The 15,607-nt window shown below is 58.6% G+C and carries 25 protein-coding genes; all 25 read right to left on the bottom strand.

Annotation, left to right across the window (positions count from 1 at the left end):
• Nucleotides 1–10: 10 nt before the first annotated feature.
• The 25 genes from infA to adhE all read right to left on the bottom strand — a co-directional run bounded on the left by infA (nt 11) and on the right by adhE (nt 15,413).
• Complete coding sequence (gene infA / locus BBCT_RS01685) at nt 11–229, bottom strand: translation initiation factor IF-1 (protein ID WP_003808114.1); 219 nt, start codon at nt 227–229, stop codon at nt 11–13.
• A 187-nt stretch (nt 230–416) separates the two neighbouring features.
• Nucleotides 417–977 (bottom strand): adenylate kinase, encoded by a 561-nt coding sequence (locus BBCT_RS01680; RefSeq protein WP_003835981.1) that lies wholly within the window; start codon nt 975–977, stop codon nt 417–419.
• A gap of 108 nt (nt 978–1,085) precedes the next feature.
• Entirely contained in the window at nt 1,086–2,423 is a 1,338-nt protein-coding gene (gene secY / locus BBCT_RS01675) for a preprotein translocase subunit SecY (protein WP_003835983.1), read from the bottom strand.
• A 236-nt stretch (nt 2,424–2,659) separates the two neighbouring features.
• Nucleotides 2,660–3,106, bottom strand: a complete 447-nt coding sequence (gene rplO, locus BBCT_RS01670) for a 50S ribosomal protein L15 (protein WP_003835984.1) — start codon at nt 3,104–3,106, stop codon at nt 2,660–2,662.
• A gap of 2 nt (nt 3,107–3,108) precedes the next feature.
• Nucleotides 3,109–3,294, bottom strand: a complete 186-nt coding sequence (gene rpmD, locus BBCT_RS01665; protein ID WP_171842402.1) for a 50S ribosomal protein L30 — start codon at nt 3,292–3,294, stop codon at nt 3,109–3,111.
• On the bottom strand, nt 3,291–4,016 hold the full coding sequence (rpsE, locus tag BBCT_RS01660) for a 30S ribosomal protein S5 (protein ID WP_003835987.1): 726 nt from the start codon (nt 4,014–4,016) through the stop codon (nt 3,291–3,293). The genes rpmD and rpsE overlap by 4 nt, the downstream gene beginning before the upstream one ends.
• Nucleotides 4,013–4,384, bottom strand: a complete 372-nt coding sequence (gene rplR, locus BBCT_RS01655) for a 50S ribosomal protein L18 (protein WP_003835989.1) — start codon at nt 4,382–4,384, stop codon at nt 4,013–4,015. Before rplR ends, rpsE begins: the two co-directional genes overlap by 4 nt.
• Nucleotides 4,384–4,923, bottom strand: a complete 540-nt coding sequence (rplF, locus tag BBCT_RS01650; protein ID WP_003835990.1) for a 50S ribosomal protein L6 — start codon at nt 4,921–4,923, stop codon at nt 4,384–4,386. The genes rplR and rplF overlap by 1 nt, the downstream gene beginning before the upstream one ends.
• A 17-nt stretch (nt 4,924–4,940) precedes the next feature.
• On the bottom strand, nt 4,941–5,339 hold the full coding sequence (gene rpsH / locus BBCT_RS01645; RefSeq protein WP_003808048.1) for a 30S ribosomal protein S8: 399 nt from the start codon (nt 5,337–5,339) through the stop codon (nt 4,941–4,943).
• A gap of 84 nt (nt 5,340–5,423) precedes the next feature.
• Nucleotides 5,424–5,609 (bottom strand): type Z 30S ribosomal protein S14, encoded by a 186-nt coding sequence (locus BBCT_RS01640; RefSeq protein ID WP_003808046.1) that lies wholly within the window; start codon nt 5,607–5,609, stop codon nt 5,424–5,426.
• Between the two features lies 1 nt (nt 5,610).
• Complete coding sequence (gene rplE, locus BBCT_RS01635) at nt 5,611–6,183, bottom strand: 50S ribosomal protein L5 (RefSeq protein ID WP_003835992.1); 573 nt, start codon at nt 6,181–6,183, stop codon at nt 5,611–5,613.
• On the bottom strand, nt 6,180–6,515 hold the full coding sequence (gene rplX / locus BBCT_RS01630) for a 50S ribosomal protein L24 (RefSeq protein WP_003808040.1): 336 nt from the start codon (nt 6,513–6,515) through the stop codon (nt 6,180–6,182). Before rplX ends, rplE begins: the two co-directional genes overlap by 4 nt.
• Before the next feature lies 1 nt (nt 6,516).
• Nucleotides 6,517–6,885 (bottom strand): 50S ribosomal protein L14, encoded by a 369-nt coding sequence (gene rplN / locus BBCT_RS01625; RefSeq protein ID WP_003808038.1) that lies wholly within the window; start codon nt 6,883–6,885, stop codon nt 6,517–6,519.
• Between the two features lie 91 nt (nt 6,886–6,976).
• Nucleotides 6,977–7,237: a 30S ribosomal protein S17 gene (rpsQ, locus tag BBCT_RS01620; protein WP_003808036.1), complete on the bottom strand. Its 261-nt coding sequence runs from the start codon at nt 7,235–7,237 to the stop codon at nt 6,977–6,979.
• Nucleotides 7,237–7,494, bottom strand: a complete 258-nt coding sequence (gene rpmC / locus BBCT_RS01615) for a 50S ribosomal protein L29 (protein WP_003835994.1) — start codon at nt 7,492–7,494, stop codon at nt 7,237–7,239. Before rpmC ends, rpsQ begins: the two co-directional genes overlap by 1 nt.
• Entirely contained in the window at nt 7,494–7,913 is a 420-nt protein-coding gene (gene rplP / locus BBCT_RS01610) for a 50S ribosomal protein L16 (RefSeq protein WP_003835996.1), read from the bottom strand. The genes rpmC and rplP overlap by 1 nt, the downstream gene beginning before the upstream one ends.
• Before the next feature lie 8 nt (nt 7,914–7,921).
• Nucleotides 7,922–8,725: a 30S ribosomal protein S3 gene (gene rpsC, locus BBCT_RS01605; protein WP_003835997.1), complete on the bottom strand. Its 804-nt coding sequence runs from the start codon at nt 8,723–8,725 to the stop codon at nt 7,922–7,924.
• A gap of 2 nt (nt 8,726–8,727) precedes the next feature.
• The gene (gene rplV / locus BBCT_RS01600; protein WP_003808026.1) at nt 8,728–9,087 is read right to left on the bottom strand and encodes a 50S ribosomal protein L22; all 360 of its coding nucleotides are present in this window, start codon (nt 9,085–9,087) and stop codon (nt 8,728–8,730) included.
• Between the two features lie 16 nt (nt 9,088–9,103).
• Nucleotides 9,104–9,382 carry a 30S ribosomal protein S19 gene (rpsS, locus tag BBCT_RS01595; protein ID WP_003808025.1) on the bottom strand — a complete coding sequence of 93 codons (279 nt, stop codon included), beginning with the start codon at nt 9,380–9,382 and terminating at the stop codon, nt 9,104–9,106.
• Between the two features lie 15 nt (nt 9,383–9,397).
• Entirely contained in the window at nt 9,398–10,228 is an 831-nt protein-coding gene (gene rplB / locus BBCT_RS01590) for a 50S ribosomal protein L2 (protein WP_003835999.1), read from the bottom strand.
• A 36-nt stretch (nt 10,229–10,264) separates the two neighbouring features.
• Nucleotides 10,265–10,561, bottom strand: coding sequence for a 50S ribosomal protein L23 (gene rplW, locus BBCT_RS01585; RefSeq protein WP_003808021.1), 297 nt, complete (start codon nt 10,559–10,561; stop codon nt 10,265–10,267).
• 5 nt (nt 10,562–10,566) lie between these two features.
• The gene (gene rplD / locus BBCT_RS01580; RefSeq protein ID WP_003836001.1) at nt 10,567–11,232 is read right to left on the bottom strand and encodes a 50S ribosomal protein L4; all 666 of its coding nucleotides are present in this window, start codon (nt 11,230–11,232) and stop codon (nt 10,567–10,569) included.
• 6 nt (nt 11,233–11,238) lie between these two features.
• Entirely contained in the window at nt 11,239–11,880 is a 642-nt protein-coding gene (gene rplC / locus BBCT_RS01575; protein WP_003836003.1) for a 50S ribosomal protein L3, read from the bottom strand.
• Between the two features lie 17 nt (nt 11,881–11,897).
• The gene (gene rpsJ, locus BBCT_RS01570; protein WP_003808013.1) at nt 11,898–12,206 is read right to left on the bottom strand and encodes a 30S ribosomal protein S10; all 309 of its coding nucleotides are present in this window, start codon (nt 12,204–12,206) and stop codon (nt 11,898–11,900) included.
• Between the two features lie 477 nt (nt 12,207–12,683).
• Nucleotides 12,684–15,413: a bifunctional acetaldehyde-CoA/alcohol dehydrogenase gene (gene adhE, locus BBCT_RS01565; protein WP_003836007.1), complete on the bottom strand. Its 2,730-nt coding sequence runs from the start codon at nt 15,411–15,413 to the stop codon at nt 12,684–12,686.
• Between the last annotated feature and the right edge of the window lie 194 nt (nt 15,414–15,607).

Here is a 15,607-nt window from a genome sequence, read left to right as displayed (position 1 = left end):
CTTATGTACCTTACTTGTAACGGTACGTAATACGGCCGCGGTTCAGATCATAAGGGCTCATTTCAAGCACAACACGATCCTGCGGCAGAATGCGGATGTAGTTCTTCCTCATCTTGCCCGAGATGGTTGCGAGCACGATATGCTTGTTCTCGAGTTCAACGCGGAACATCGCGTTCGGCAGTGCTTCCACTACCTGTCCTTCGACTTCAATCACACCGTCTTTAGCCATGAGCCTCGTTCCGTTCTTTGGCGATTACTATGCGTGCCCGAAGACACACCAACTTGCAAGAATACACGAAAACGGGAATTACGGCACATTCGGCGTGTCGCAATTCCCGTTTTCGATTGATTTGTGGTATTTTATTGGGCTTTCTTATCTATGCATATGCTTCGAATCAGCCCAATCCTCAGCTATTTCAGCCGAGTTCAGCCACGATGGTGGACTGGATCTCTTCGACGGAACCGACGCCGTTGAAGGTCTTCAGCAGGCCACGCTCTTCGTAGGTTGTCAGCAACGGAGCGGTTTCCTTGGCGTATACGTCGAGACGCTTGGCAATTGCTTCCGGAGTGTCGTCGGAGCGACCTTCGATCTCGGCGCGCTTCTTCATGCGCTCCATAAGCACGTCATGATCGGCGTCGAGAGCCACCACTGCGTCCAGCGGAGTGTTCAGATCGGTGAGGATGGCGTCCAGTGCTTCGACCTGGGAGGCGTTGCGCGGGTAGCCGTCAAGAATCCAACCGTTCTTGGCATCGTCCATGGCCAAGCGATCCTTGACGATCTTGTTGGTCAGCTCGTCAGGAACCAGTTCGCCTTTATCGATGTATTTCAGTGCTTCAACGCCAAGTTCGGTCTTGTTCTTAATGTTGTAGCGGAAGATATCGCCGGTGGAGATTGCCGGAATACCGTAGTGCTCGCTCAGCAGAGCAGCCTGGGTGCCCTTGCCGACGCCCTGAGGTCCCATGATCAGCAGTCGCATGTTATTCTCCGTTTCATTTGGCCTCTTTCAAGGCTTTCTGATTTTCGATTGGTTACATGAAAATCGTGATACCGCCTCACGTCGAAACGGTATCACGATTTTGAGGCTTTACTTGCCTTCCTTGTGGTCAGTGCCCTCGAACAGGAATCCAGCGTACTGGAACTGTTCGGTCTGGGCCTTGGCCTGGCGCAGGGTGTCGAGGCCGACGCCTGCGATGATCAGGATGGTGGTGCCGCCGAACGGCAACTTGGTGTTGAGGTCAAGCGCCATGATGAGCACGGTCGGAATAAGCGCCACGAATAGCAGATACACGGCACCGACGGTGTTGAGCCTGTTCATCACGTAGCTCAGATAACGGCTGGTGGCGCTGCCTGCACGGATTCCCGGAATGAAGCCGCCGTACTGCTTCATGTTGTCTGCGGTCTCGTCCGGGTTGAAGGTGATTTCCGTGTAGAAGAAGCAGAAGAACACGATCATCAACGCGTACAGTGCGATGTACCACACGGAAGTGGTATTGGCCAGGTTGGAGTTAATCCACTTGACCCAGGACTGGTCGGATTTGCCGAACTGTGCGATCAGGGTCGGGATGGCCAGAATGGAGGACGCGAAGATCGGCGGAATAACGCCGCTCATATTGATCTTCAGCGGCAGATAGGTAGAGGATCCGCCGTACATCTTACGGCCAATCATACGACGGGTGTACTGCACCGGAATACGACGCTGGGAAAGCTCGACGTAGATGACGAGGATCATGATAACCAACAGCACGCCGACGACCGCGGCGAACTTCGCCCAATTGCCATCGGTGCCTTTGGTGCCCCAACCGATCTCCCACAACTGCGGCAGGAAGCCGGAACAGATGGACATGAAGATAAGGATGGACATACCCTGGCCAAGACCCTTATCGGTGATCAATTCGGCCATCCACATGATCAGGCCCGTACCACCGGTCATGATCAGCACCATGACCACGAGGTTCCAGACGGAACCGTCAGGCACGACCTGGGAGCACTGATAGTTGAACAGGGCACCGGAGCGGGCGGTCACCAGAATGGTGGTGGACTGCAGCACAGCGAGGCCAATGGTCAGGTAACGGGTGTACTGGGTCAGCTTGGCTTCACCAGACTGGCCTTCCTTATGCAGCGCCTCAAAGCGGGGAATGACCACGCGGAGCAGCTGGATGACGATAGATGCCGTGATGTACGGCATGACGCCTAGCGCGAAGATCGACAGCTGCAACATTGCGCCGCCAGAGAAGAGGTTCACCAGACCAATGAAGTTCTCGGAGGTGCTGTTCATCGAGCCGACGCACTGCTGGACCACCTTGTAGTCGACACCTGGGGTCGGAATGAACGAACCAATACGATAAATGATGATGATACCAAGAGTGAAGAGGATCTTGTTCCTCAACTCCTTGGTTTTCAAGGCCTGGATTAACGTCCTCACCTGGGATTCCTTCCATCGACGTGCGCGCCGGCGCACCCGTGCAAAAACAGACTCTACCGGTCGAGTCTAGCGTACGGCGTCTACCTACACATGGAGTGTTCCATTGTCGGTTTTCATTAGATCTCTGGGCACTGTTTTTCGATCCCCGTACTGGACCGAAAAAACGAAGTGAGGCCTCCCCCGCCCCAGCGGGAGAAGCCTCACTTACGAGCTTAAGTCAGCTACATTCCGTGGAATCAGTCCTCGGAGATGGAGCCGCCGGCAGCCTCAATCTTGGACTTGGCAGAAGCGGAAGCCTTGACACCCTTGATGGTGTAGGCAGCCGAAACCTCGCCGTCGCCCAGGACCTTGACCGGGTAGCCGTCACGCACGGCACCCTTGGCAACCAAATCGGCAACGGTAATCTCGCCACCCTGCGGGAACAGTTCCGCAAGAGCTGCGACGTTGACGACCTGATATTCCTTCTTGAACGGGCTCTTGAAGCCACGCAGCTTCGGAAGGCGCATGTACAGCGGCAGCTGGCCACCTTCGAAGCCCGGGCGAACCTGATAGCGCTTCTTGGTACCCTTGTCGCCACGGCCCGAGGTCTTACCCTTGGAGCCTTCACCACGACCGACGCGAATGCGATCCTTCTTGGCGCCCGGAGCCGGCTTCAGGTCATGCATCTGCAGAATATCTGCCATAATCAGTCAGCCTCCTCAACGGTGACCAGGTGACGGAGAACCAGCAGCTGGCCACGAAGGGCCGGGGTGTCCTCACGAGTCACGGTCTTGCCAATCTTGTTCAGGCCCAGAGTCTGAGCCGCAGCACGCTGCTTCGGAGTGGAGTTCACCAGACCGTGGTGCAGCTTGATGTTCAGGTTAGTCATCACTCACCGTCCTTCTGAGCGGCCTTGGCCTGTGCTTCTTCACGGGCCTTGCGAGCCTCGGCGATGCCTTCGGCGCGAGCACGCAGCAGGGAGTCAGGAGCCACCTCTTCGAGGGACATGCCACGACGAGCTGCGATCTCTTCCGGCTCTTCGAGCTTCTTGAGAGCGTCGACAGTCGCACGCACCACGTTGACGGCGGTGGCGGAGCCCATCGACTTGGTCAGGACGTCGGTGATGCCAGCGCATTCCATGACAGCACGGACTGCACCGCCGGCGATAACGCCGGTACCCGGAGCAGCCGGGCGCAGGAGCACGGTACCTGCGGCATCATGACCGATCACCGGGTGGGTGACGGTGCCCTTGACGCGCGGAACAGTGAACATGTGCTTCTTGGCATCCAGCTGGCCCTTGGCGATTGCAGCCGGGACCTCACGGGACTTGCCGTAGCCGACGCCCACGGTGCCGTTGCCGTCGCCAACCACCACGAGGGCGGCGAAGCTGAACGTACGACCACCCTTGTGGGTCTTGGACACACGGTTGATGGTCACCACGCGATCGAGCATCTCGTTCTCGTGAGATTCCTCACGACGGTTGCGACGCTCGCCACGACGACCCTCACCACGCTGGCCACGACGGGACTTGCGATCCTCGTTGGTAGCCTCAGCAGCAGCCTGAGTGTTCTGAGTTTCTTCAGCCACTTGGGTTTCCTTTTCGTTGTCGCTCACAGTGCCAGACCTCCCTCGCGGGCGCCTTCAGCGACAGCTGCGACGCGGCCATGATACTTGTTGCCGCCACGATCGAACACAACCGCGGTGATGCCTGCGTCCTGAGCCTTCTTGGCAATCAGTTCGCCGACCTTCTTGGCGGCTTCGGTCTTGGTGCCCTCAAAACCAGCGAAATCGCTCATCAGAGTGGATTCGCTCACCAAAGTAATGCCCTTGGTGTCGTCGATGATCTGGGCAACCATGTGACGGTTGGAACGGGTAACCACCAGACGCGGGAGCTCCGGGGTACCGCTGATACGCTTGCGCAGACGAGCGTGACGGCGCTGGAGCGCGACCTTCTTGCCCTTACCGAAAATCTGGACGCTCATTACTTACCAGCCTTTCCAGCCTTGCGCAGGATGCGTTCATCCGAGTACTTGACGCCCTTGCCCTTGTAGGGTTCCGGAGCGCGAAGCTTGCGGATGTTAGCGGCGCACTGGCCGACAGCCTGCTTGTCGATACCCTTGACGATCACCTGATTCGGGTTCGGCAGTTCGAACTCGATGCCTTCCGGCGGCTCAACGGTGATGGTGTGGGAATAACCGAGGGAGAACTCGATACCCTTACCCTTCGCCTGAGCACGGTAACCGGTGCCGACGATATCCAGGGTCTTGGCATAGCCCTCGTGCACGCCCTTGACCATGCTCGCCACAATGGAACGAGCCAGGCCGTGCTTTGCACGGGTCGGGCGCAGATCGTCAGCCGGGACGAGGATGATCTCGTTGCCTTCGACCTGAGCGGTGATGCCTTCCGGAATCTCGTAGGAGTCAGTGCCCTTAACGCCCTTGGCGGTGAAGGACTGACCGTCGATCTTAACTTCCACGCCAGCAGGAATGGTGACGGGGAGCTTACCAATATGCGATGCCATGTTTCAGCTCTCCTTTCTCACCAAACGAAAGCGACGATTTCGCCGCCGATGCCTCGGTCGAGGCATTCCTTCTGGGTCAGCAGTCCCGAGCTAGTCGAGATGATTGCGATGCCAAGGCCACCGAGCGGCATCGGCAGAGCATCGGACTTTGCGTAACGACGCAGGCCCGGCTTGGAGATGCGCTTGATGCCCTGGATGGAACGCTCGCCGTTCGGACCATACTTGAGGGTGACCTCGAGAGTCTGGCCGACCTTGGCTTCCTTAGCGGTGAAGTCCTTGATGTAGCCTTCGCGCTTCAGAATCTCGGCGATGTTCGCCTTGAACTTGGAGTACGGCATATCCACGGTTTCGTGCTTTGCCGCGCTCGCATTACGCAGACGCGTAAGCATGTCTGCGATCGGATCTGTCATTGTCATTTGGGCTTATTGCCCTTTCTCGCCGTGGTTTCCGCCGCCCGCACGCTTTTCAGCGATTGGGCCGCGGACCTTCAGCGTCGTTATTTACCAACTGGACTTCGTAACGCCGGGCAGCTCGCCGCGGTGGGCCTTCTCACGAAGGCAGATGCGGCAAAGGCCGAACTTGCGGTAGACGGAGTGAGGACGACCGCAGACCTGGCAACGCGTGTAAGCGCGCACCTTGAACTTCGGCTTAGCGGCCGCCTTGTTCTTAAGAGCGGTTTTTGCCATATCAGTTCTCCTTGAAGGGGAAGCCGAGATGCTTCAGGAGCACGCGAGCTTCCTTGTCGTCCTTGGTGCTGGTCACCACGGTGATGTCCATACCGCGCTGGTGATCGATCGAATCCGGATCGATCTCGTGGAACATGGACTGCTCGGTGAGACCAAAGTTGTAGTTGCCCTGACCGTCGAACTGGTTGCCGTTGATGCCACGGAAATCGCGGATACGCGGCAGAGCCATGGTCAGAAGGCGATCCAGGAACTCCCACATGCGCTCGCCACGCAGGGTGACGTAAGCGCCGATGGCCTGGCCTTCACGCAGGTGGAACTGTGCGACGGACTTCTTGGCCTTGGTGATCTTCGGCTTCTGGCCGGTGATCAGGGTGAGGTCCTTGACGGCGCCTTCGATGAGCTTGGAGTCGCGAGCAGCGGCGCCAACGCCCATGGAGACAACGACCTTCTGGACGCGAGCAACCTGCATCGGGTTGGAGTAGTGGAATTCCTTCTCCAGCTCCGGCACGATCTGCTCGTTATACTTTTGCTTCAAGCGCGGAGTTGCCGGCGCTTCGACAGTGGTATCGGTCATGCCAGCTCCTTTCCGGACTTCTTGGCAACACGCACACGCACGGTCTTCACCTTGCCGTCGCGAGCCTCTTCCTTTTCGACGATGCGCACGCGGGTCGGCTGCTTGGTCTCCGGATCGATGACCATCACGTTGGAGCGATGAATCGGAGCCTCGACAGCCACGATGCCGGCCTGCTGGCCCTGCTGCGTAGCGCGAACGTGCTTCTTGACGATCTGCACGCCTTCAACGATCAGACGATCGTCCTTGAGCACCTGCTTGACGGTGCCTTCCTTGCCGCGATCCTTGCCGCGGATGACCTTGACCAGGTCGCCGCTCTTAATCTTGGCTGCCATGTCAGATCACCTCCGGGGCGAGGGACACGATCTTCATGAAGCGCTTGTCGCGCAGTTCACGACCGACCGGTCCGAAGATACGAGTGCCCTTCGGTTCACGGCCAGAGCCGAGAATGACGGCGGCGTTCTCGTCGAACTTGATGTAGGAGCCGTCCACACGACGGTGCTCCTTGACAGTGCGGACGACGACAGCCTTGACGACGTCGCCCTTCTTGACCGACCCGCCAGGGATGGCGTCCTTGACGGAGGCGACGATCACGTCGCCGATGCCGGCATAGCGTCGCTTCGATCCGCCGAGCACTCGGATGGCGAGGAGTTCCTTCGCACCCGTGTTGTCGGCGACATGAAGCCGCGTTTCCTGCTGAATCATTGATTCTCCTTAGCCGAGCTGGTTCTCCCCAAGCACCCCGCCTGCCTGCTTGAAGCAGGCGGGGTGACTCACGGAGCCTTGCCGAACTTATTTACTTAGCGCGCTCGATGATGCTATCGAGACGCCAACGCTTGGTCTTGCTCAGGGGCCGAGTCTCCATAATACTCACGAGGTCGCCAATGTGAGCCTCGTTGTGTTCATCATGGACCTTGACCGTACGAGTGGAACGCACGACCTTGCCGTACAGCGGGTGGGTCGAACGCTGCTCGAGCTCGACGGAAATCGTCTTGTCCATCTTATCGGACACGACGTAACCGCGACGAACCTTGCGGAAGTTACGCTCTTCAGCCATTACTTCTCCTCAGCTTTCGTTTCGGTCGCCTCGGGGGCCTGGCTGATGCCGAGCTCACGCTCGCGCAGGACGGTGTACATCCTGGCGATGTCGTGCTTGACCGCCTTGAGGCGGGCGGTGTTTTCGAGCTGACCGGTCGCGGACTGGAAGCGCAGGTTGAACAGCTCTTCCTTGGACTTCTTGAGGAAGCCCTCGATCTCCTCGTTGGTCTTCTCGTTCAGATTCTTCATGGTGTAGTCTGCAGTTCCGACTGCCATCAGATGTCACCGCCTTCACGAGCAATAACACGGCACTTCATAGGGAGCTTGTCGATTGCGCGGCGCAGAGCCTCGCGAGCGACATCCTCGGACACGCCACCGATCTCGAACATAACGCGACCCGGGTGGACGTTAGCGATCCAGAATTCCGGAGTACCCTTACCGGAACCCATTCGGGTGCCAAGCGGCTTCTTGGTCAGCGGACGATCCGGGAAGATCGTGATCCACACGCGGCCACCACGCTTGATGTAGCGGGTCATGGCAATACGAGCGGCCTCGATCTGGCGGTTGGTCACATAAGCTGGAGCCAGAGCCTGGATACCGAAATCGCCGAATGCGATCTCGTTTCCGCCCTTGGACATGCCACGGCGGACCGGACGGTGCTGCTTACGATACTTGGTTCTCTTTGGGATAAGCATTTCTCAGCTCACTCCTTCGTTTCCGTTGCGGCAGGTGCCTCAGCTGCGGCCGGAGCCTCTGCTGCTGCGTTCTGCTGCGGGGCAGCATTGCGCTGGCCACGACGCGGACGGCGATCGCCGCGGCGACCCTGGCGGTTGTTGCTCTGCTGTGCCTGCTGCTCTTCGAACTCACGCTCGGTCATGTCACCCTTGTAGATCCAGACCTTCACGCCGATACGGCCGTAAGTGGTCTTGGCTTCGAAGAAGCCGTAATCGATGAGGGCGCGCAGGGTCTGCAGCGGAACGCGACCCTCGCGATAGAACTCGGAACGGCTCATTTCGGCGCCACCAAGGCGGCCGGAGAGCTTGATACGAATACCCTTGGCGCCTGCACGCATGGCATCCTGCTGGGCCTTACGCATCGCGCGACGGAAGGTCACGCGGTTGGTGAGCTGCTCAGCGATGCCCTGTGCGACGAGCTGGGCGTCCAGTGCTGCGTTCTTCACTTCGAAGATGTTGAGCTGGACCTGCTTGCCGGTGAGCTTCTCAAGCTTGGCGCGAACGCGCTCAGCTTCAGCACCACGGCGGCCGATGACGATGCCCGGGCGAGCGGTGTGGATGTCCACACGCACGCGGTCGCGGGTACGCTCGATGACGATACGGGACACGCCCGCACGCTCGAGATCCTTGCTCATGGCCTTGCGGATGACGTCATCTTCGAGAACGAAGTCGCGGTAGCGTTCGCCGACCTTGTTGGAATCGGAGAACCACTTGGAACGATGGCTCTCAGTGATTCCCAGGCGGTAGCCAAACGGATTGATCTTCTGACCCATCTTTAGCGGTTTCCTTCCTTGTTAGCGACGACGACCGTGATGTGGCTGGTGCGCTTGTTGATACGAGCGGCACGGCCCTGTGCACGAGCGCGGAAACGCTTGAGCGTCACGCCTTCGTCCACATAGGTCTCCTTCACGACCAGGTCGTTCTCACGGAACGGTTCGCCGGCCTTGTCGGCCTTCACGCGAGCGTTCGCGATGGCGCTCTCTAGGACCTTACGCACCGGAAGGGATGCGTCCTGCGGAGCGAACTTCAGAATGGTGATGGCTTCGGTCGCCTTCTTGCCTCGGATGAGGTCGACCATACGGCGAGCCTTGCGCGGCGTCACGCGGACGTGACGAGCGATTGCTTTAGCTTCCATGTGTCCTTACTCTCCTTTAGCGGCGTGCCTTCTTGTCGTCCTTCACATGACCCTTGAAGGTCTTGGTCGGGGCGAACTCACCGAGCTTGTGGCCAACCATGGATTCGGTGACGAACACCGGAACGTGCTTGCGGCCATCGTGAACGGCGAAGGTGTGTCCGATGAAATCAGGGGTGATCATCGAACGACGGGACCACGTCTTGATGACGTTGTGCGTACCCTTCTCGTTCTGCTCGTCGACTTTCTTCTGCAGGTGGGCGTCGACGAAGGGGCCCTTCTTGATGCTACGAGTCATCTACTCGACACTCCCTTACTTACGGTTCTTACCATTCGGGCGACGACGAACAATCATCTTGTTCGAAGCCTTCTTCGGACGGCGGGTACGAACCTCGCCCTTGCCCCACGGAGAAACCGGCGGCTTGCCACCGCGGGTACGACCGCCGTGCGGGTGATCGACAGGGTTCATGGATTCACCACGGGTGATCGGGCGCTTGCCCATCCAACGTGCACGACCTGCCTTACCGAGCTGGATGTTGGCGTGATCAGAGTTGCCGACCTCACCAACGGTTGCGCGGCAGCGAGCATCCACGTTGCGGATTTCGCCGGACGGCATACGCAGCTGGGCGTAAGCGCCATCCTTGGCGACGAGCTGTACGGAAGCACCTGCGGAACGAGCGATCTTGGCGCCACCCAGCGGGCGGAGCTCAATCGCGTGCACCACGGTACCAGTCGGGATGTTGCGCAGCGGCAGGTTGTTGCCCGGCTTGATATCAGCCTGGGCGCCGGTCTCGATGACGTCACCCTGCTTGATGCCTTCCGGAGCGATGATGTAACGCTTCTCACCATCTGCGTAGTGCAGCAGTGCGATGCGAGCGGAACGGTTCGGGTCGTACTCAATGTGAGCGACCGTTGCCGGCACGCCGTCCTTGTCCCAACGCTTGAAGTCGATGAGACGGTACTGGCGCTTGTGACCGCCGCCACGATGACGGGAGGTCATACGGCCGTAGGAGTTACGACCGCCAGTCTTGCTGAGTTTGCGAACCAGCGACTTCTCAGGCGTGGAACGCGTAAGCTCGGAGAAGTCCGAGACGGACGCGTTACGGCGGCCTGCAGTCGTCGGCTTATAAACGCGGATAGCCATAATCTAGTTCTTCCTTTAACTTTTCTCGGCTAGCCTTCAGTTACCGAAGATGTCGATCGTCTGGCCCTCGGCGACGGTCACGATGGCGCGCTTCTGATTGACGCGCTGGCCGAAACCGTTGCGGGTGCGCTGACGCTTGCCGGCGCGGTTGAGGGTGTTGACGTTCGTCACCTTGACATTGAAGATCTCTTCGATTGCCTGCTTGATCTGAACCTTGTTCGCGTTCGGAGCCACCACGAAGGTGTACTGACCGCGATCGGACAGAGCGTAGCTCTTCTCAGAAACAACAGGCTTGAGGATGATGTCGTGTGCGGGCTTGTGAATAGCGACCATGAAAATCAGGCCTCCTTTGCAGCCGGCTCAGCCTTCGCAGCGAGGAAAGCGTCGAAGCCTTCCTTGGAGAAGACCACGTACTGAGCGGTGACCACGTCGTACGTGTTGAGCTGATCGGCGAAGATCGGGTGAACGGTCGGGATGTTACGAACGGAAAGCCATTCGTTCACATTCTCGCGAGAGAGCACCACGGTGGTGAACTTGTTCTCGGTCACCGGGGTAAGAGCGGCAACAGCGGCCTTGGTGGACGGGGCTTCGGAAACGCCGAAGTCCACGACTGCCACGTGACCTGCGTTGGCGCGATCGGAAAGCACGTACTTGAGAGCAGCGGCCTTCATCTTCTTCGGGGTGCGCTGGGAGTAGTCACGCGGCTGCGGACCGAACACGGTGCCACCGTGGTACCACTGCGGTGCGCGGATGGAGCCCTGACGAGCACGACCGGTGCCCTTCTGCTTCCACGGCTTGCGGCCACCACCGGAAACCATGCCACGAGTCTTGGTGGCATGGGTGCCCTGGCGAGCAGCGGCGCGCTGGGCCACCACAACCTGGTGGATCAGCGGAATACGGGACTGGACTTCTTCGGCAGAGAAGCCGAAGATCTCAGCCGGAGCCTCGACGGTTCCGGTTGCATTGCCCTGGTTATCGGTAACGTTCAGAGTAACGTTTGCCATGATTTATCAGGCTCCCTTCACTGCCGAACGGACGAGAACGATGCTGCCCTTCGGGCCCGGGATGGCACCCTTGATGGCGAGCACGCCGTTCTCAACATCCGACGAAACGATGGTGAGGTTCAGCGTGGTGTTAGTTACATGACCCATGCGGCCAGCCATACGCTTGCCCTTGAGGATACGGCTCGGGGTAGCGCATGCGCCAACAGAACCAGGACGGCGCTCGTTCTTGTGAGAGCCGTGGGTACGACGATAGGACTTGAAGCCCCAGCGCTTGATGGTGCCTGCGAAGCCCTTGCCCTTGGTGGTACCGGTCACGTCGACCAAGGTACCCTCCGGGAACAGCTCAGCGGTCAGCTCCTGACCCGGCTCGAACTCTTCGGCGTTATCAGTACGGACCTCAGCGAGGTGACGACGCGGGGTGACGCCAGCCTTGGCGAAGTGACCGGCGAGCGGCTTAGTCACCTTGGTCGGGTCAACCTGGCCGTAGCCAAGCTGAACAGCCTTGTAGCCGTCGGACTCTTCGGACTTGACAGCGGTCACCACGTTAGTGGAGACATCAACAAGGGTCACAGGAACGAAGAAACCGTTCTCGTCCCAGACCTGAGACATGCCGAGCTTCTTGCCCAGCAGTGCGGTGCGATTAGACATAATGGTTCCCTCCTCCCTTACAGCTTGATCTCGATGTTCACGTCTGCGGGCAGATCAATGTGCATAAGGGAATCCACGGCCTTCGGGGTCGGGTCCACAATGTCGATGAGACGCTTATGAGTGCGCATCTCGAAATGCTCGCGAGAATCCTTGTACTTGTGAGGAGAACGGATAACGACGAACACGTTCTTCTCGGTCGGGAGCGGAACCGGGCCAACCACAGTTGCGCCCGCGTTCGTCACCGTTTCGACGATCTTCTTCGCCGATTGGTCGATGACCTCATGGTCATAGGACTTAAGCCTGATGCGGATTTTCTGTCCCGCCATTGCCTTCCGCCCTTTCTAGCGATTCGTTAGTTACTGTTTACCAGCCTGCTTCTCAAAGGGCACCGGCGTAGAAGCCCCCGGAACCGTGGAAGTTCCGTGGCCATACCACATCAGTGCGCAGCTATGCAGTTTTCACTCTCGTGATCACTGTGCCACGCTCGCTTTTTTAATTCCAATTTGCGAGCCCTAAAATCAGGCAACTTCTTTATTTAAGCATCAGGGGTAGTCTTAAGAAATCCTCGCGTGTCGCAGTCTCAAGTCCTGTTTTCAAGTCCTTGAAAACGAATGCGATGCACATTGCTGATCGTCGGCTGCGATCATGATGCAGCATCATCCGAACATGCTGTTCTATATATAGAAACGAGGAATTCGATTGAACAAATCCAACCGAATTCCTCGTTATCGATAGCATCTGTCGATGTAACGCAAGTACCTTATATATAGATCAATATCGATGACCTATATATGCGAGGTGACTCATGCGCGCTCGGAAGCCTCTTCCGTGGCGGCCTCACCCTGACGCTGGACGCGCAGCTTGTGGCCTTCCGCCTGGCTGACGCCGTAGTAGGCGGCAATGGCGATATCCTTCATATCCTCGATCTGCGGGATACGCGGATTTGCCGGAGCGCACTGATCTTCGTAGGCACGCATGCCGATCTGGTCAAGGACGGACCAGAAATAGTCCTCGTCCACACCGCACTCCTGGAAGCTCTTGTTCATGCCGAGCTTGTTGTCACGGTAGTCCTCGACGGCCTTGGCCAGGTTTTCGACACCCTCTTCCGGAGTCTTGCCCGGGTTCACGCCAAGGTTCTTGGCGATCTCCTGGTAGCGTTCCGGAGCGACGTACTTGTTATACTTCGGCCAGCTGGTTGGTTCCTCCGGGATGGAGCCGTTGTAGCGGATGACGTACGGCAGCAGGATGGAGTTGGTACGACCGTGGGCAACGTGGCACAGAGCACCGATGGTGTGGGCCATGCCGTGGCACATGCCAAGGAATGCGGAGCCGAATGCCATGCCGGCCATGGTGGCGGCGTTATGCATCTTCTCCTGGGCCTTGATCTTGTCTTCGCCCGGCTCGCCGTTGACGGACTCGGCGAGGTTGTCCCAAATCAGCTTGGCCGCGTGCAGCGCCATGCCATCGGTGAAATCGTTGGCGTAGACGGAGACGTATGCCTCGAAGGAGTGGGTCAGGGCGTCGAAACCGGCATCGGACGCGAGCTTGCGCGGCTGGGTGCGTGCCAGCACCGGATCGACGATGGCGACGGACGGTGTCAGCGCGTAATCGGTGATCGGGTACTTGTAGCCGGTCTTATGGTCGGTGATCACAGCAAACGGCGTGACTTCGGAACCAGTGCCGGAAGAGGTCGGGATGCACACGAGCTTGGCCTTCTTGCCCAGCGGCGGGATCTTGAAGGCGCGCTTGCGGATATCGAAGAACTTCTCACGCACATCGGAGAAGGAGATTTCCGGGTGCTCGTACAGCAGCCACATGATCTTGGATGCGTCCATCGGAGAACCACCGCCGACTGCGATGATGGTGTCCGGCTCGAACTCCTCGCGCATCATGGTGGCGCCGCGCTCGACGGTCTCGACGCTCGGCTCCGGCTCGACGTAGTCGATGATACGGAAGGTCACGCGGTTGGAACGTGCACGCAGCTGGTCGATGATCTTGTCGACCACGCCGAGCTGCTCCATGACCTTATCGCACACGATGACGGCCTTTTCGATGCCGTACATGTCGCGCAGGTACTTGATGGCGTTCGGCTCGAAGTAAGTCTTGGCCGGAATCTTGAACCACTGCATGTTGTTGTTCCTCCGAGCGATGCGCTTGATGTTGAGAAGGTTGACTGCCTGGACGTTGCCGGACACGGAGTTGCCACCGTAGGAGCCGCAGCCGAGGGTCAGCGACGGTGCGATGGCATTGTAGATATCACCCACGCCGCCGAGGGAGCTCGGAGAGTTCCAGATGATGCGGCATGCGTGCATGCGCTGGCCGTATTCGCGGACCAGAGCCTGATCGTTGGTATGGATGGCTGCGGTGTGGCCTGCACCATGCTTGAGCATGGCTTCGCACATTTCGAAGGCCTGTTCCTTGTTGTCGGACTTCAACACGGCCTGGACCGGAGCGAGCTTCTCCATGGTCAGCGGCTCGTTTTCGCCGATTTCCTTGCACTCGGCGGCAAGAATGGTGGCGTCTTCCGGAATCTCAAAGCCTGCGGCCTTGGCGATGTACTGCGGGGACTTGCCCGGCACCACAGAGTTGAGCTTCGGGGTCTGGCCGGAGTATGCGGTGCAGCCGAACATGTACTGCTCAAGCTTGGCCTTCTCTTCGTCGTTCACGAAGTAGGCCTTGCGACGCTTGAGTTCCTTGATCAGCGGAGCGTAGACTTCCTTGTCGGCGATGATGGCCTGCTCGGTGGCGCAGATCATGCCGTAATCGAAGTGCTTGGAGAGCACCAGATCGTTGGCGGCGCGCACGATGTCAACGTTCTTGTCGACATATGCCGGAGCGTTGCCAGCGCCGACGCCGAGGGCCGGCTTGCCGGAGGAGTATGCGGCCTTGACCATGCCCGGACCACCGGTGGCGAGGATGGTGGCGATACCGTCATGCTTCATCAGGGCGCCGGTGGCTTCGATGGACGGGTGCTCGATCCACTGGATACAGTTCTCGGGAGCGCCTGCCTCGATGGCCGCGTCACGCACGATCTTGGCGGCTTCTACGGAGCACTTCTGCGCGCCCGGGTGGAAGCCGAAGATGATCGGACAACGGGTCTTCAGTGCGATTAGCGACTTGAAGATGGCGGTGGAGGTCGGGTTGGTGACCGGGGTCACGCCGGCGACGACGCCGACCGGTTCGGCGATCTCATCGATGCCCATGACATCGTCTTCGCGAATGATGCCGACGGTCTTCTGTCCGGCCAGATAGTTGGTGACGTGTTCGCAGGCGAAAATGTTCTTAGTGGCTTTGTCTTCCACCAGACCACGGCCGGTTTCCTCAACGGCCATCTTGGCGAGCACCAGATGCTTGTTCAGCGCTGCGACGGAAGCCTTGGCGACGATACGGTCAACCTGCTTCTGATCGAGCTTTTCGAAATCGTCAAGAGCCTTCAGGCCCTTCTTGACCAGAGCGTCGACCTCAGCCTCGGCTGCGGCGAGCTTCTCTTCCGGAGTCGGCTTGGTCGGCTCTTCCTTCTTTGCGTCTGCCACTTGAAGTCCTCCTCGATTCTTTGGGGGTTTGCAAAGTAGTTTCCCGTTATTCCACCCACCTCGAAGCGGATGGACGCGTTGCTGGTCTTTTGTGACCTAGGACACACTTTAGTGAGTATGCAATATGATTTTCCACTGCGTCGTGTCGCAAGAGAAATATTATATTCTGTTCATTTAATGTTTAGATTGCGTTC

Source organism: Bifidobacterium catenulatum DSM 16992 = JCM 1194 = LMG 11043, assembly GCF_001025195.1.
GTDB lineage: Bacteria > Actinomycetota > Actinomycetes > Actinomycetales > Bifidobacteriaceae > Bifidobacterium > Bifidobacterium catenulatum.
This window is presented reverse-complemented; position numbering and strand designations above follow the sequence as displayed.

What these genes read in the sequence shown, in the direction of transcription:
- infA (WP_003808114.1), bottom strand. Translation starts at nt 229, where the DNA reads ATGGCTAAAGACGGTGTGATTGAAGTCGAAGGACAGGTAGTGGAAGCA.
- BBCT_RS01680 (WP_003835981.1), bottom strand. Translation starts at nt 977, where the DNA reads ATGCGACTGCTGATCATGGGACCTCAGGGCGTCGGCAAGGGCACCCAG.
- rplO (WP_003835984.1), bottom strand. Translation starts at nt 3,106, where the DNA reads ATGGCAGATATTCTGCAGATGCATGACCTGAAGCCGGCTCCGGGCGCC.
- rplR (WP_003835989.1), bottom strand. Translation starts at nt 4,384, where the DNA reads ATGAGCGTCCAGATTTTCGGTAAGGGCAAGAAGGTCGCGCTCCAGCGC.
- rplF (WP_003835990.1), bottom strand. Translation starts at nt 4,923, where the DNA reads ATGGCATCGCATATTGGTAAGCTCCCCGTCACCATTCCTGCTGGCGTG.
- rpsH (WP_003808048.1), bottom strand. Translation starts at nt 5,339, where the DNA reads ATGACAATGACAGATCCGATCGCAGACATGCTTACGCGTCTGCGTAAT.
- BBCT_RS01640 (WP_003808046.1), bottom strand. Translation starts at nt 5,609, where the DNA reads ATGGCAAAAACCGCTCTTAAGAACAAGGCGGCCGCTAAGCCGAAGTTC.
- rplE (WP_003835992.1), bottom strand. Translation starts at nt 6,183, where the DNA reads ATGACCGATACCACTGTCGAAGCGCCGGCAACTCCGCGCTTGAAGCAA.
- rplX (WP_003808040.1), bottom strand. Translation starts at nt 6,515, where the DNA reads ATGGCAGCCAAGATTAAGAGCGGCGACCTGGTCAAGGTCATCCGCGGC.
- rplN (WP_003808038.1), bottom strand. Translation starts at nt 6,885, where the DNA reads ATGATTCAGCAGGAAACGCGGCTTCATGTCGCCGACAACACGGGTGCG.
- rpsQ (WP_003808036.1), bottom strand. Translation starts at nt 7,237, where the DNA reads ATGGCTGAAGAGCGTAACTTCCGCAAGGTTCGTCGCGGTTACGTCGTG.
- rpmC (WP_003835994.1), bottom strand. Translation starts at nt 7,494, where the DNA reads ATGGCAGTCGGAACTGCAGACTACACCATGAAGAATCTGAACGAGAAG.
- rplP (WP_003835996.1), bottom strand. Translation starts at nt 7,913, where the DNA reads ATGCTTATCCCAAAGAGAACCAAGTATCGTAAGCAGCACCGTCCGGTC.
- rpsC (WP_003835997.1), bottom strand. Translation starts at nt 8,725, where the DNA reads ATGGGTCAGAAGATCAATCCGTTTGGCTACCGCCTGGGAATCACTGAG.
- rplV (WP_003808026.1), bottom strand. Translation starts at nt 9,087, where the DNA reads ATGGAAGCTAAAGCAATCGCTCGTCACGTCCGCGTGACGCCGCGCAAG.
- rpsS (WP_003808025.1), bottom strand. Translation starts at nt 9,382, where the DNA reads ATGACTCGTAGCATCAAGAAGGGCCCCTTCGTCGACGCCCACCTGCAG.
- rplB (WP_003835999.1), bottom strand. Translation starts at nt 10,228, where the DNA reads ATGGCTATCCGCGTTTATAAGCCGACGACTGCAGGCCGCCGTAACGCG.
- rplW (WP_003808021.1), bottom strand. Translation starts at nt 10,561, where the DNA reads ATGGTCGCTATTCACAAGCCCGCACACGACATCATCCTCAAGCCTGTT.
- rplD (WP_003836001.1), bottom strand. Translation starts at nt 11,232, where the DNA reads ATGGCAAACGTTACTCTGAACGTTACCGATAACCAGGGCAATGCAACC.
- rplC (WP_003836003.1), bottom strand. Translation starts at nt 11,880, where the DNA reads ATGTCTAATCGCACCGCACTGCTGGGCAAGAAGCTCGGCATGTCTCAG.
- rpsJ (WP_003808013.1), bottom strand. Translation starts at nt 12,206, where the DNA reads ATGGCGGGACAGAAAATCCGCATCAGGCTTAAGTCCTATGACCATGAG.